The sequence below is a fragment of the Rhizobium sp. Leaf341 genome, assembly GCF_001424325.1.
Classification (GTDB): Bacteria; Pseudomonadota; Alphaproteobacteria; order Rhizobiales; family Rhizobiaceae; genus Ferranicluibacter.
On sequence record NZ_LMPE01000015.1, the window covers coordinates 296,887 to 311,548 of the forward strand.

At 67.7% G+C, this 14,662-nt stretch carries 13 protein-coding genes; 1 reads left to right on the forward strand and 12 read right to left on the reverse strand.

Annotated features, from left to right (window positions below; translation table 11 throughout):
* Positions 1-44: 44 nt before the first annotated feature.
* The 9 genes from ASG03_RS16225 to ASG03_RS16265 form a co-directional block, all read right to left on the reverse strand.
* Positions 45-1,328 carry a beta-ketoacyl-ACP synthase gene (locus tag ASG03_RS16225; RefSeq protein ID WP_062473928.1) on the reverse strand — a complete coding sequence of 428 codons (1,284 nt, stop codon included), beginning with the start codon at positions 1,326-1,328 and terminating at the stop codon, positions 45-47.
* Entirely contained in the window at positions 1,325-2,548 is a 1,224-nt protein-coding gene (locus ASG03_RS16230; RefSeq protein WP_062694531.1) for a beta-ketoacyl-ACP synthase, read from the reverse strand. Before ASG03_RS16230 ends, ASG03_RS16225 begins: the two co-directional genes overlap by 4 nt.
* A gap of 4 nt (positions 2,549-2,552) precedes the next feature.
* Entirely contained in the window at positions 2,553-3,059 is a 507-nt protein-coding gene (locus tag ASG03_RS16235; RefSeq protein ID WP_062694533.1) for a 3-hydroxyacyl-ACP dehydratase FabZ family protein, read from the reverse strand.
* Positions 3,060-3,286: 227 nt separating this feature from the next.
* Positions 3,287-3,571, reverse strand: coding sequence for an acyl carrier protein (locus ASG03_RS16240; RefSeq protein WP_156379742.1), 285 nt, complete (start codon positions 3,569-3,571; stop codon positions 3,287-3,289).
* A 160-nt stretch (positions 3,572-3,731) separates the two neighbouring features.
* Positions 3,732-4,706: an adenosylcobinamide-phosphate synthase CbiB gene (gene cbiB, locus ASG03_RS16245; protein WP_062694535.1), complete on the reverse strand. Its 975-nt coding sequence runs from the start codon at positions 4,704-4,706 to the stop codon at positions 3,732-3,734.
* Entirely contained in the window at positions 4,706-5,707 is a 1,002-nt protein-coding gene (gene cobD, locus ASG03_RS16250; RefSeq protein WP_062694537.1) for a threonine-phosphate decarboxylase CobD, read from the reverse strand. Before cobD ends, cbiB begins: the two co-directional genes overlap by 1 nt.
* Positions 5,704-7,068, reverse strand: coding sequence for a cobyrinate a,c-diamide synthase (locus ASG03_RS16255; protein WP_082475810.1), 1,365 nt, complete (start codon positions 7,066-7,068; stop codon positions 5,704-5,706). The genes cobD and ASG03_RS16255 overlap by 4 nt, the downstream gene beginning before the upstream one ends.
* Positions 7,065-7,892, reverse strand: coding sequence for a uroporphyrinogen-III C-methyltransferase (cobA, locus tag ASG03_RS16260; RefSeq protein WP_062473940.1), 828 nt, complete (start codon positions 7,890-7,892; stop codon positions 7,065-7,067). The genes ASG03_RS16255 and cobA overlap by 4 nt, the downstream gene beginning before the upstream one ends.
* A complete protein-coding gene (locus tag ASG03_RS16265) occupies positions 7,889-8,386 on the reverse strand; it encodes a cobalamin biosynthesis protein (RefSeq protein WP_338012403.1) in 498 nt (165 codons plus the stop codon). Before ASG03_RS16265 ends, cobA begins: the two co-directional genes overlap by 4 nt.
* A gap of 506 nt (positions 8,387-8,892) precedes the next feature.
* Between ASG03_RS16265 and ASG03_RS16270 the strand changes: the two genes are divergently transcribed.
* Positions 8,893-9,678 carry a TSUP family transporter gene (locus ASG03_RS16270; RefSeq protein ID WP_062694539.1) on the forward strand — a complete coding sequence of 262 codons (786 nt, stop codon included), beginning with the start codon at positions 8,893-8,895 and terminating at the stop codon, positions 9,676-9,678.
* A 73-nt stretch (positions 9,679-9,751) separates the two neighbouring features.
* On the opposite strand, the gene cobO is transcribed toward ASG03_RS16270, so the two are convergent.
* The 3 genes from cobO to ASG03_RS22085 form a co-directional block, all read right to left on the reverse strand.
* Positions 9,752-10,381 (reverse strand): cob(I)yrinic acid a,c-diamide adenosyltransferase, encoded by a 630-nt coding sequence (gene cobO / locus ASG03_RS16275; RefSeq protein ID WP_062694542.1) that lies wholly within the window; start codon positions 10,379-10,381, stop codon positions 9,752-9,754.
* A 16-nt stretch (positions 10,382-10,397) separates the two neighbouring features.
* Positions 10,398-14,183, reverse strand: a complete 3,786-nt coding sequence (gene cobN / locus ASG03_RS16280; protein ID WP_062694544.1) for a cobaltochelatase subunit CobN — start codon at positions 14,181-14,183, stop codon at positions 10,398-10,400.
* Between the two features lie 36 nt (positions 14,184-14,219).
* A partial coding sequence (locus ASG03_RS22085; RefSeq protein WP_244475290.1) for a GTP-binding protein occupies positions 14,220-14,662 on the reverse strand: 443 nt, incomplete at its 5' end.

Consider the following 14,662-nt stretch of genomic DNA (forward strand, 5'->3'; position numbering starts at 1 on the left):
TTTGGTCCGCGTCACGTCCGCGGGGTCGTCAAGGCGGTGTTGTCTCAGGCAGGTTCGGCCGTCATGACCAGGCTGGCGTTCTGCCCGCCGAAGCCGAACGAATTCGACAGCACCGCCGTCACCTGCGCATCGCGCTTGACGTTGGGCACCACGTCGAGGGCGATGGCCGGATCCGGGTTCTGATAGTTGATCGTCGGCGGCAGCGTGCCGGTGAGGATGGTCTGCAGCGAGAACACGGCCTCGACGGCGCCCGCCGCCGTCAGCGTGTGGCCGATCATCGACTTGTTCGAGGACACCGGTATGCGGGCGAGGCCTTCGCCGAAGACGGCCGACATCGCCCCGTATTCCATCTTGTCGTTTTCGGGCGTCGAGGTGCCGTGCGCGTTCACGTAGCCGATGTCGCTTTCCGCGATGCCGGCATCGGCCAGGGCCGCACGAATCGAGGCGATCGCCGGCCCGCCGTCCGGCGAGGACCGGGTGCGGTGGAACAGGTCGGCCTTCTCGCCGCATCCCTTGAGAATGCCGAGCACCTTTGCGCCCCGGGCAATGGCGGCTTCGAGCGACTCGAGCACGAGCGTGGCCGCTCCCTCGGCGATCACGAACCCGTCGCGATCCCGTGTAAACGGCTTGGAGGCCTTTTCCGGCGGATCGTTCTGGGTGGACAGGGCCGAAAGCAGCGAGAAACGGATCAGCGCTTCCGCGCTCACCGATCCATCGGTCGCGACCGTCAGCGCACGGGTGGTGCGGCCCTGCCGGATGGCCTCGACGCCGAGCTGGATCGCCGTGGCGCCCGAGGCGCAGGCCGTCGACAGCGTGACTGGCAGACCGCGCGTCCCGAATCGGTCGGAAAGGCGCTCGGAGATCGCCCCGAAAAGGGCCGCCTCGTAGAACACCGGATCGGCCTTTTGCCGCATGGCCGCGAGAAAGCGATTATAGGCATCGGCGGGCTGTTCGGACGGGGGCGAACGATCGGCAAGCGCGAACCGCGCGCTCCATTCCGGCTCGATCGGCGGCGCGGCCAGAAACAGCGGGCCGTCGAAATCGCCCGAAATCCCGGCCTGTGCCAAGGCCTCCAGCGTCGTCTCGCGCGCCATGGCGTAGGAGCGCTCGACCGAATTCTCGTTGGGTACGTCGATGAAATCGACCGTCCCGCAGATCCGCGTCGACAGGCTGTCGGTGGGGAATCGGGTGATCTTGTGGATGCCCGACACGCCTCCGGTCAGGGCGGCCCAGTTGTCCTGCAGCCCTTGGCCGAGCGAGGTGATGACGCCCATGCCGGTGACGGCGATCAGCGGGCGGCCGAGATGATCCCTGTAGGCGTCGCTCATGACGAAAGCTCCTCTGCGCCGGTTCCGGCATGCGCTGTCAGGACGGCAACCCCCTCGCCGCGGCCATGGCCGAGCGTGGTCACGACCGCATGCTTCGGCGCGCGGGTCATCGCGGGCTCGGACGGATCGAACGGCGGCACCATGGCGCCGGCGTCGAGCGCGAGCGCGGCAAGCGCAAGGCCGAGCGGAAACTGCGCCTCGATCCCATGACCGACCGCGCCGCTATAGCCGCGCAGCGGCGCCTGCGGGAAACGCGCCTCGAGCCATGCCCGCTCCCGGGCCGAAAGAGCGGCAAGGCCGCTCGCGCCTGAAAACACGATCGTCTCCCCCGCGGGTGCCGCCGTGCTCAACTGGTCGAGCCGCTGTTCCAGCCGCCCATCGTCGCGAGAGCCGCGGTCGCCGCCGACGGCGTCGATGGTCGCATAGATCCGCGCATTGCGGGCTTCGGCATGGGCGCGCGATTCGAGCACCAGGAAGGCGCCGACGGAGCCCAGGATGATCCCGCCGCCCTCGCCCTCGCCCTCGCTGCGAGACCAGAGTGGACGCCAGGGGCCGGTCGCATGGGCCTGCAGGGCTTCCACCAGCAGGATGATATCGAGCCGCTCGGCCGACAGGGCGCCGCCCACCAGCGTATGGCTCGACTGGCCGGCCTTGATGCGGGCGAAGGCGGTTTCCACGGCGGAGATGCCGGCGGCTTCCTCCCCCATGAAGGTGCGCGAGGAGCCCGTGACCTTGTGAACGATTGAGATATTGCCGGCCATGAGATTGGAAAGCTGCGCGAGAAACAGGGTCGGTCGCAGCTCGGTCGTCAGCTTCTCGTTGAGAAGATGTTCCCGGTCGTTGCGCTTCAGACCCTCGTCGACGATCAGGCTGTCGACCGCAATGTCGCGCTCGCCGCCGCCGGCCGCCACGATCATGTCCATCGTGCCGCAGGCCTCGGCGTCGTCCTTCAGGCCGGCATCGTCGAGGGCAAGACCGGCGCTGAACACGCCGAGGCGCTGCCAGTTCTCCATCTGCCGCTGGTCGCCGCGCTTGGCGATCTGGGCCGACCAGTCGATGGCCGGCAGTGGGTGCACGGGATAGGGCGCGAAACGCTCCGTCTCGACCACGATCGCCAGCGGCGCGCCTGCGGTCAGCAGGGCGATATGCGGCGCGACACCCACGCCCTGGCTGGTGACGATACCCACCCCGGTGATCACGACGTCGTTGGCGGCCTTCATGCGATCACTCCTTGGACAGTTCGGGCGGCAGATCTGGAGACGCCCCGGCGGCAAGCGCCGCCATGAGCCCGACCTCTTCCGCGCGCTTCCGGACGATCGAGCCGAGCGGCACCTGATCGAACGGGACGGTGCGCAATTTCAGCTGTGCGTCCGCGATGCGTTTGCCGGCGGACGAGATCTTCGCCTTTGTCACGGCAAAGCCCGAACCGTCATGCTCCAGCACCACATCGATGTCGAGCACGGCTTCCGGCTCGACGAAGGACCGCATCTTCGCGCCGTCCACCGTCATCAGGAACGGCATGGCGGCGAAATCGGTCACCGCCAGCACGAGGAAGCCGGACGCCTGCGCCATCGTTTCGATGAGCAGAACGCCGGGCACCAGCGGGTAGCCGGGAAAATGCCCTTCGAACACGGGGCTCTGGGTCGGCACGACGGAGCGGGCACGCAGCGTCTTTGCCGTCATGTCCACGGCCTCGACGCGGTCGACCATCTGGAAATATTCAAGCAGCATTAGACATCATCCGCTGACCACCTTGAGACCGCAAGGGGAGACCCACTGACGCACATCGGACGACCCGAGGGGGCTTCGACGTACAGCGCTACCCGCGACAAGGACCGGTGACGGTAGCAGCCGGGACATGGCGCGCGAGGCCGTCAGGTTAAAACGGCGATGCCGCCTGTCAAGCGCGCGGCAGCGGCATCGGGCGGCATCGCGAAACACGAGCAGGGAAAGACCGATCAGGCCTTGGCGGCGCGCAGCTCGTCGATCTTGGCGCAGAGGTTCTTCAGCACGAAGTACTGCTCCGTCGAGGCCTTGCCTTCGTTCACGTCCTGGGTCCACTTCTCGAGCGGAATCTTGATGCCGAATTCCTTGTCGATCGCGAAAACGATGTCGAGGAAATCCAGGCTGTCGATGCCGAGATCGTCGATCGTGTGGCTTTCCGGCGTGATCGTCTCGCGATCGATCTCGCTGGTCTCTGCAATGATATCGGCGACCTTGTCGAATGTGGCTGTCACGCGCAAACCTCTTTGAATGGCAAGTTTGCCGAAGCTATAGGGTAACTGCGCGGGAAAAGCCAATGGCCTTGCGGCGCTGCAGGGATTTTTACCCCCTCCTGTTGCCGAAAGGTCCGCGTTGCCAAATCGGTCGAGAACGCGGCTGCGGGTCCCTGTGGCCGATGCGCTAGACCAGGTACCGACAGGACGCGAAGGCAAGGACGACGAGAAGCGCCTGCGTGCAGGCGGAATGGAAGATGCTGACGCCGCGCAGGATATCGTCGGCGGTGGCGTGCGGCCGGCCGGCCGCGTTCATCATCGGTTCCTCGACGCGGGCTCCGGCATAGAGACGCGGCCCGGCAAGCTGCAGATCGAGCGCACCGGCCATGGCCGCTTCCGGCCAGCCGGAATTGGGTGAACGGTGCAGTCCCTGGTCGCGCAGTGCCACCGACACCGCGTCCCGCCCCGCCCTTTGGCTGGACCGCCACCAGGCGCCGCCGGCGATGAGCAGCATCGACAGGCGCGCAGCAGGCAGATTTGCAAGATCGTCGAGCCGGGCGGAGGCCCAGCCGAAGTAGAGGTGGCGCTCGGTCTTGTGGCCGATCATCGAATCGGCCGTGTTCAGCATCTTGTAGGCGAGCAGTCCCGGCAACCCGCCAAGCGCATACCAGAGCAGCGGCGCGACGACGCCGTCGGAAAAGTTCTCGGCAAGGCTCTCGATCGCGGCCCGGCAGACACCGGCCTCATCGAGGCTCTGCGGATCGCGCCCGACAATCATCGAAACCGCGTGCCGCCCGCCCGCAAGCCCGCCGCCGCGCAACCCCCGCACCACCCGCAGGACATGGTCCGACAGGCTCTTTTGCGCGAGGAAGACGGCCACGATCAGGGCCTCGAGCGCGGCACCGACAAGTCCGAGTCGCGACAGGGCGGAATGAACGAGGACGCCGACGGCCGCCGAGAGGACGAGAAGGCCGGCGATGGCGAGAGCGCCGCGAAACCGGCCCTGCGCGGGTGCGAGATCCGGCCTGTTCATGCGTCGCTCGCAGATGCCGATCGCCGCGCCGAACAGGACGACAGGATGCGGCAGACGCCGCCACAGCCAGTCGGGATCGCCGACAAGCCGGTCGAGCAGCAGGCCAGCGGCGAGAATGACGAGGCGCATCAGGCCATCCCCTTCCGAAGCGCCAGTAGAAGCCGCTGGTCGGATTGCGGGTCGGGCGTGAGGCCCAGCCGCAGCCACCGGGGCGCATAGTCGAAGCTGCGGGTGAGGATGTGCTCTTTGCACAGCGCATGCTGCAGAGCGGCGCCGTCGGCGACCTCGACGAGCGAAAACAGGTGCGTTCCCCCGATCGTGCGGCAACCGGCCTCGGACAAGGCGGCCTCCAGTCCGGCCTTCCGCTCCGCGATCCGCGCGCGAAGACCTTCGAGATCGCCCTGGAAAAGCTGCTCGGCGACGCAAAGCGCAGGGCCAGACACGGCCCAGGGTCCAAGCGCGGTCGACAGCGCTTGGAGAACGTCCGGCGTGGCCATGACGAAGCCGAGGCGGATGCCGGCATGACCGAAGAGCTTGCCGAACGACCGGAAGACGATCAGGGCCGGATGCGTGAAGGCCTCCGCAGCGACGCTGTTTCCGGAGATCTCGTCGCCGAAGGCCTCGTCCACCACCAGCCGCCCATCCTGCGCCGCAAGGCGGTCGGCCAGATCGAGCAGCGTCCGGCGCGGCAGCTGGCGGCCGGTCGGATTGTTCGGATTGACGATGACGACCAGACCGTGCTCGGAGCGAATGTCCTGGGGATCGCCGATCAGATCGACCGGAAAACCCGAGAGCGACAGGACGCGTCGATACTCGCCGTAGGTCGGGCCGAGAATGGCGACCGGCCGGCCGGCCGAGGCCAGCGCCGGCAGATGCTGGATGACGGATTGGGTGCCGGGAACCGCAAGCGGAAGGCGCGGCCCGGTGCCGTAGAAGGCCGCGGCGGCTGTTTCGGCCCGGTGCACGAGATCCGCATCCGGGAGCCGATGCCAGACGGCAGCAGGAATCTCCGGCAAGGGCGGTGGGCAGGGGTTGATGCCGGTGGACAGGTCGAGCCAGTCTGCCGTCGCACCGCCATAGCGGCCGATCGCACGCGAAAGCCCGCCGCCATGCTGGATCGGCGCCGTCATGCAGGCCCCACGGCGCGGTTGCAGGCGCGGTCCGAGCCAGAGGCGCAGTCACAGGTGCCGTCGCAGGCGCGATCGATCAGATGCATGAAGGAGCCGGCAACCGAGCCGCGCCGAAGGCCCGCCGTGCCGAGCGCGGTGCCAGCGGCATCCTCGACCGCAAAGAGCGGCGCCGCGTCGCCCTCCGTGACGATCGTCGCATAGTGAAATTCATGCGCCATCATCGGCGGGAAGAAGCCGTCTTTCTCCAGCGGCCGGACGCGGCGATAGCCGAGATGCCGGCGCCGCTCGGCAAAGCTCGTCGTGAGCGGCAGAAGCCCGAGCATGGCGTGGCGCGCACCTGCGGCATCGATGAGGCCCTCGCCGAGCGTCATGTAGCCGCCGCATTCGCCGAAGATCCGCGCCTGCCGCACGGCCGCGGCCTGCAGGCCGCTGCGAAAGGTGGTGGCTGCGGCGAGCCTACCGGCATGAAGCTCCGGATAGCCGCCGGGCAGATAGACGGCATCGCAATCCGCCGCCGGCGCCTCGTCAGCGAGGGGCGAGAAGAAGGACAGGCTCGCGCCGGAGGCGTGCCATCCGGCGAGCAGATGCTCATAGGCGAAGGCAAAGGCGACATCGCACGCAACGGCGATCCGCGCACCGAGCGGATCGAGCGCAGGACGATGCCCGCGGACCGGCAACATAGGACCCGCTTCGCCGCCGAGCGCCACCAGCGCATCGAGGTCGCACCCCGCCTCCACGGCATCGGCGGCGTGATCGATGAAACGATCGAGGCCGCCGTGCTCGCCCGCCTGCACCAGGCCGAGATGGCGCTCGGGCAGAGCCAGAGCAGGGTCGCGACCGATGGTGCCGAGCACGGGCATGTCGATGCCGGCAAGGGCCCCGCGCAGCATGGCCGCGTGCTTCGGACTGCCGACCTTGTTGAGGACAACGCCCGCCAGCCGCACGTCGGGGCGGAACCGCGCATAGCCCGACACGAGTGCGGCGACGGAGTGGGCCATGCGGCCGCAATCGACCACCAGAACCACGGGCAGACCGAGCGCGGCGGCGAGATCGGCCGGCGCGCCGGTACCGTCCATCGCCGCATCGAAAAGCCCCATCATGGCCTCGATAACGAGCAGACGCCCATCGGCCCGCGCCCGCGCCGCCTGGGCTGCGAGCAAGGCGGGCCGCATGGCCCAGGGATCATAGTTGATGCAGGCGATCCCGCAGGCGGCCGTGTGGAAGGCGGGATCGATGTAATCCGGCCCCGCCTTGCCGGGCGACACCGCGACGCCGCGCCGGCGCAGCGCCCGCAACAGGCCGAGCGTGATCGTGGTCTTGCCGGAGCCCGAGGACGGGGCGGCGATCAGAAGGCCGCTCATGCCGCAGGACCCTTCGGAGTGGCGACGTCGCCTTGCGCGGTGGCAGCGCCGAGCCAGTCGAGGACGGGCCGCAGCCGCACGACCTCGCCGAGCACGACGATGACGGGTGGCGAAATGCCCGCTGCGACCGCATCGGTCGCCGCCTGCCCGAGCGTCGTTTCGAGAACCGACTGGCGCGCCGTTGCGGCGTTGCTGACGAAAGCCAGCGGCTCGTCATGCGCCCGCCCGGCGGCCAGCAGGTTCGTGGTGATCTCGCGGATATGCTTCATGGCCATATACATGACGATGACCGGCGAGCCCTTGGCGACGCTCGCCCAATCGACGCGATCCGGCACGAGCCCAGAGGAATCATGCCCGGTGAGAAAGGTCACGACATGGGTGACGTCGCGATGGGTGACCGGGATGCCTGCATAGGCAAGACCGCCGATACCGGCGGTGATGCCGGGGACGACCCGGAACGGGATGCCGTGCTCGACCAGAACCAAAGCCTCCTCGCCACCGCGACCGAAGACGAAGGGATCGCCGCCCTTCAGCCGCAACACCCGCTTGCCCTCGCGGGCGAGCGCCACGAGGCGGAGCGAGATATCGCGTTGTTTCGGCGAGGGCTTGCCGCCGCGCTTGCCGGCGAACTCCAGCACGGCGCCCGGCCGTGCGAGAGATAGGCAGGCGGCATCGACCAGCGCATCATGGACGATCACGTCCGCCTGGCGCAGCGCGTTGACGGCATGCAGGGTCAGGAGCCCGGGATCGCCCGGCCCTGCTCCGACAAGCCAGACGGCGCCCGGCGCCATCTGCGGCAGGCCGTCGAAAGGCGAAAGACTCATCCCGCCAACTCCCAGGCGGGCGACGATGATTCGATCTGGCAAGACGCGACCACGCCGGTCGAAGACATCGGGGCAAACGCTTGTTCCGACTCGGCTTCCGCCACGGCGGCCGTCGCCTGGCCGGACGTTCGCCTGGCGACGAGCAGCCGTGCACCCGCGCCGGCAGCGGCGAGCGCCGCGGCTTCGGCGACGCCGTGACATCCGGTCAGGCGAAAGACGGCGGCCGACGGCGTGGCGATCCGCGGCGTCTCGGCCTCCAACCGTGCGGCGGCGAATGTCACGAAGGGAACGGCGAAATGATCGGACAGGGCGGACAAAGCAGGCTCCAAAGCCCGGGCATCGAGCGACGCCACGGCCTGCAGCGGCCGCGCGGGATAACCGGCCGCAGCCAGCACGGCCTTTGCAAGATCGAGAACCTCCGCGGTGGATGTGCCCGGTCGGCAACCAAGGCCGAGAACGAGCCCACGCTCGAAGGTTTCACCGCTCATTGTCATTCTGCGCTCTCTTCGGGCGATCGCCGCCACCCGCAAAGGGTGGCAGGGCCTGCCGCGTTTCAGATCCTGCAGCCGGGCGGCGGTCGAAGCCGAGACCACGGGCGGCAGGCGCGCAGACGCCACGCGGCCGGAGATCCCTCCCCGGTCGAGGCCTCGACAGCTCCGGCATGAGCCCCCGATCAGGGTCGGCCGCACCGGACGCGTTTTCAGCCCGAACCGGGCGCCGTCGCACGGGGATCTCTTACAAGAGATTTGCCCGCACCGGAATTGCATAAGCAGACCTTGTCGCAAAATCATCGGGAAAGGCCCGCACCGCCCTGTCGGCAGAAGGACGGGCGGGCGGCTGCGCCGGGCACGACAGGCCGCATGAGCCAGGTTCGCGATAGGCTGCCGGTCCAAGACCGCTTTCCTTTGGCGCCCGGCTCTGCCAAAGAGCGGGTGCGGCTGCGCCCTGCGCGGGCGAATCTTCGATCATTCCACAGCCGGCGCCACGGCGAGGGTCCATCGTGCACGATCTCGCGCTTCATTTGCTTGTCTTCCTGTTCCTCGCGGCCTTTCTCGCCGGCTTCATCGACAGCATCGCCGGCGGCGGCGGCATGATCACCGTGCCGGCTATGCTGCTGGCCGGCCTCCCGCCCCTGGAAACGCTCGGTACCAACAAGCTGCAGTCGCTCTTCGGCTCCGGCTCGGCCAGTCTCGCCTATGCGCGGGCCGGCCATGTGGACCTCAGACGTCAGCTGCCGATGGCGCTCCTGGCCCTTGCCGGCGGTGCGGTCGGCGCGATGGTCGCGACCATCGTTCCCGGCGACGTGCTGCGTGCCCTGCTTCCGTTCCTCCTGATCGGCATCGCGCTCTATTTCGCGCTCAAGCCGAATGTCGCCGACCTCGATCGAACCCAGCGCATCACGCCCTTCGTGTTCGGCCTGACCATCGTTCCCGCCATCGGCTTCTATGATGGCATCTTCGGCCCTGGCACCGGCTCCTTCTTCATGCTGGCCTTCATCGCGCTTGCCGGTTTCGGCGTCCTCAAGGCGACCGCGCATACCAAGCTTCTGAACTTCGGCTCCAATATCGGCGGCTTCCTCGTCCTCGCCTGGTACGGCGTCGTCCTTTGGAAGGTCGGCCTGATGATGGGCATCGGACAGTTTGCCGGTGCGCAGGTCGGTTCGCGCTTTGCCATGCAGCGCGGCGCAAAAGTCATCAAGCCGCTGCTGGTGCTCACCTGCATCGCGCTCGCCATCCGCCTCTTGGCGGACCCCGCCTATCCCCTGCGGCTCTGGCTCGGCATCTGAGCCGGATCGCGCGCCTCGCAGCCTCGCCCACGGGGCGAGCGCAGGACCGCTGCCCGCGCCGGTGTGACAGGGCTCAGTATTCCACACCCACCTGCGCCTTGATGCCGGAGCGGAACGGGTGCTTGACGAGTTCCATCTCCGTCACGAGATCGGCGATCTCGATCAGTTCCTCGCGCGCGTTGCGGCCGGTCAGCACCACATGCGTCATCGGCGGCTTCTCTTCGGCGAGGAACCGGACGACCTCGTGGATATCGATATAGTCGTAGCGCAGTGCGATATTGATCTCATCGAGCAGCACCATAGAATTGGCAGGATCGCGGATCAGCGCCATTGATGTCTCCCAGGCCTTCTGCGCCATGGCAACGTCGCGGGCCCGGTCCTGCGTCTCCCAGGTAAAGCCTTCGCCCAGCGTGTAGAACCGGCAGAGATGCTGGAAATGCGTCTCGATCAGCGTACGCTCGCCCGTCTCCCAGCCACCCTTGATGAACTGCACGACCGCCGACGGCATCCCGTGGGCGATGTGGCGGAAGATCATGCCGAAACCGGCCGTGGTCTTGCCCTTGCCCTTGCCGGTGTGGACCATGATCAGGCCCTTGCCGTCGGTCTTCGTCGCCATGATCTTTTCGCGCGCCACTTTCTTCTTCGCCATTTTCATGGCGTGGCGCTCCAGATCGACCTCGCTGGTCGGTGTTTCCGCGGTCATGTCGGTTCCTTGAAATCTACGACGCCCGAAGCGTCACGCTGGTGGAAAGGTCGAAGCGCGCCGAGTTCGAGCGCGGCTGCCAGTACCCCCGGTCGATCGCCTCGGTCAGCCGCGCCTGCAGGTCGCGCAGGGCGTGGCTATTCGCCGCCTCCATGAAGGTGCGCACGGTGTCGTCCATCACGAATGCCTGATAGACCGCCTCGAAATGCTGGCTGCGAACGGCTCCGGTGGTCGCGGCGAATGCAAAGAGATAGTCGACGGTTGCCGCCATCTCGAAGGCGCCCTTATACCCGTGCCGCATCATGCCGGCGATCCATTTGGGATTGACCACCCGTCCGCGGACGACGCGCCCGATCTCTTCCTCGAGCGACCGGATGACCGGCTTTTCCGGCCGGGAGTGATCGTTGTGATAGATGACCGGGCGGACGCCCGAGAGTTGCTCGACCGCCGCGCTCATCCCGCCTTCGAACTGATAGTAGTCGTCGCTGTCGAGAAGATCGTGCTCCCGGTTGTCCTGGTTCTGCACCACCGCCTGCACGCCGGAAAGGCGTGTTTCGAGAACAGCGCGTTCGTCGCGGCCCTCGGCATGCGCACCATAGGCATACCCGCCCCAGGTGAGATAAGCGTCTGCGAGCTCCGACCGCTCAGCCCCGCCTTTCTCGTCCATCAGCGCCTGAAGGCCTGCGCCGTAGGATCCGGGCTTGGAGCCGAAGACACGGTAGGAGGCCAGACGCTCGGCGTCCGCAACGCTCATTCCTTTTGCGACCCAATCCGCGCTCTCGCGGCGAATCCGGGCCGCGATGGCGTTGTCCTCGTCGTCCTCCTCCAGCGCGCCGATCGCCCGAACCGCGCTGTCGAACAGCGCGATCTGCTCGGGAAACGCATCGCGGAAGAAGCCCGAGACCCGCAGCGTGACATCGACCCGGGGCCGGCCGAGAAGCGCCGGCGGCACGATCTCGTAGCCGGTGACGCGCCGCGACATCGGATCCCAGAGCGGTTTTGCCCCGATGAGCGCAAGCGCCTGGGCGATATCGTCGCCGCCGGTGCGCATGTTCGACGTGCCCCAGGCGGTAAGGCCGAGCGCCGTCGGCCACTCTCCGTGGTCCTGGAGATAGCGACGGATCAGCAGGTCCGCGGATTTCCGGCCGAGTTCGAAGGCGGCCGGCGTCGGCACTGCGCGGCTGTCGACCGAGTAGAAGTTGCGGCCCGTCGGCAGGACGTCGGGACGCCCGCGTGTCGGGGCGCCGGACGGCCCGGGCGCAACGAAGCGGCCATCGAGACCGGTCAGGAGACCGGCAATTTCCGCCGCCCCGCAGGCGACAAGGGACGGTTTCAGCCGGTCATCGATGGCGTCGAGGACGAGCCGCGTTGCGAGCCATGCCTCCGGGCACGGGACCTCGCCGGCCACGAACGCTGCCGCAAGGCGCTCGATCCGCTCGACCGTGTCGCCTTCGCTGCGCCACGGATCCTCGCAGACGACCCGCAGCAGGTGCGGACGCGGCCCCTGCCACGGCGTGGCGGGCGCACAGTCGAGCGGATCGAACACCGCGATATCCGGGTGCTTCTCGTTGTTTGGCTCCCCAACCGGCCGGTTGACCAACCCGCTGTCGCGCGCAATCGCCCGCTGTAGGCTGGCGTCGCCGCCCTCGCCGGTGCCGCGCGGCACGCGGGCGAGCGCCAGCGTCAGGTCCGTCAGGAGGCGCCCCTCGGGCGAAACGCCGAAGACGTGGAGGCCGTCGCGGATCTGCATTTCCTTCAGGTCGCAAAGATAGGCGTCGAGCTTCTGCAGCGCCGTGTCCTCGCCGTCTGTCGCGGCAATCCCGGCGTCCGCATCGAGCCCGATGTCGCGCACGAGGTGCAGGATCTGGTTGGAGAGAAGCCGCAGACGCCGGGGATCGCCGCCCGCAGCGTCGTAATATTCGTCGACCAGCCCCTCGAGATCGCGCAGCGCGCCATAGGTCTCCGCCCGTGTCAGCGGCGGGGTGAGGTGATCGATGATGACGGCGCTGGCACGGCGCTTGGCCTGCGTTCCCTCGCCGGGGTCGTTGACGATGAAGGGATACAGATGCGGCAGCGGCCCGAACACCGCTTCCGGATAGCAGGTTTCCGACAGCGCCAGCGCCTTGCCGGGCAGCCATTCCAGGTTTCCGTGCTTGCCCATGTGAATCACGGCATGGGCGCCGAACGATCGACGCACAAATGCGTAGAAGGCGAGATAGCCGTGCGGTGGTACGAGATCCGGGGAATGATAGGTTTCCTTCGGATCGATCTGATAGCCGCGCGCCGGCTGGATGCCGATCAGCACGCCGCCCAGTCGGGCGAGCGGCAGGGCGAAACGGTCCCCGTCCGCATAGGGATCGCGTGACGGATCGCCCCACCGCGCGGTGACCTGCGCCTGAATCCGTTCAGGAAGCGTCGCGAAGAAGGCGTTGTAATCGTTGAAGGACAAAGTTTCGCGAACATGCCGTCCGTCGCGTGCGGCGTTGGTCGGCCCTGCCATCAGGAACCGGATCAGCGCATCGCCATCGGCCGGCACGTCGTCGACCGGATAGCCGGCCCCGGCCATGGCGCGGAGAACCTCGACCGTCCCCGCCGGTGTATCGAGCCCGACGCCGTTACCCAGCCGCCCGTCGCGGTTCGGATAGTTGGCAAGCACGATCGCCACATTCCGGTTTGCGGGCGGCGTGTGGTGCAGACGCGCCCAGTTTGCCGAAAGTCGTGCCACGAAGGCGACCCTGTCGGCCAAAGGGGCGTGGCCGACGATGTTGGTCTCGACCGCTTCGTCATAGATGGCCGCCGCCTTGAACGAGACCGCGCGGGAAAGGATGCGCCCGTCGACTTCGGGCAGCGCGACGTTCATGGCCAGATCCCGGGCCATCAGGCCTTGCGAGGACGCCTCCCAGGCCTGACGCGTCGAGGCGGAAAACAGCACCTGAAGGACCGGCGCGCCGCCGGCGTCCAGCACAGTCCCCTTGTGTGCGCCCCCTGGCGCGGAGACCGCAAAGCTCGTGGCGTTGAGAACGACATCGGGCGCGTGGCGGGCAAAGATCGCCTCGACGGTTCCGACGGACAGCGTGTCCTTCAGGCTTGCAACGAAGATCGGAAGGGGCCGCATCCCCTGGGCGGCAAGCGCCTCGACCAGGGCAGCGACGGGGCGCGTCTCGCCGGACTGCACCAGCGCGCGATAGAAGCATAGCGCGACGATCGGCGCAGGACCGGGATGGGCGCGAGACCACTCTTCCGCACCGATGATACCCGCGTCCGGCGACCAGATGCCCGCCCGCAACAGCGGCGTTGCCGCGGCCGGCCGCTCGCGCGCGTCGATGACCGCCTCGGCATAGGCCAGAAAGCGCTGCATGTTGTCGGGCCCGCCTTCGGTGAAGTAGGCAAGCATCGCCGCCCGATCCTCGGCGGAGACGGTGGAATAGGCATCAAGCGCGGGATCCGGCTTGTCGTAACCGGGTAGCACCGCGATCATTGCGCGGTGCGTCACGGCTGACGCGTGCAGAGCCTCCAGCACGTACTGGAAGTAGGATGCCCCGCCGAGCGCCCGCACGACGATCAGCTTGGCATGCCGCGCCGTCCGCTCGACATAGGTATCGACCGACATCGGATGCTTTAGCGACAGAAGGCTTGCGGCCCGGACAGTCCGCCCGCTGGCAACGGCCTTGCAGGCCGACGCGACGGAGGAAAGTTCCGTATCGGCCGCAGACAGAAACAGGATCTCGCCCGGCGTCTGCCCGAGGTCGATGGCCTCGTCTCCGTCCGAGATCGTGCCTTTCTGCGCAAGAAGAAGATGCATCTGGTGCCGTTCCCGCCTGAATCCGGTCGTGCCTGACTATGCCGCTGCCGCGACGATGGCCGCGCGCACAGCGGCCTCGTCCAGATGATCGAGACCGATGACGACGAGGCGCGTGCGGCGCGCTTCGCCGGCGGCCCAGGCCCGATCGAAATAGGGGTCGATGCGCGTTCCCACGGCCTGGATCAGCATCCGCATCGGCTTGCCGGGGACATCGGCAAAGCCTTTCAACCGCAGCACGTCGTGCGCCGCGACGATGTCCTTCAGCTTGGCCACGAAGCCGGCGGGATCGACGATGGGGCCGAGCTCGACCACGAAGCTCGCGAATTCATCGTGATCGTGCTCCTCGCCCGCATCATGCTCCATCTCGTGATGGGACTTGCGGTTGGCGATGTCGTCTTCGGTGCCGACACCCAGACCAAGCAACACCGAGGCCGGCACCGCGCCGTTGGCAGCCTCGATCATCCTCGGCTTGCGGACGG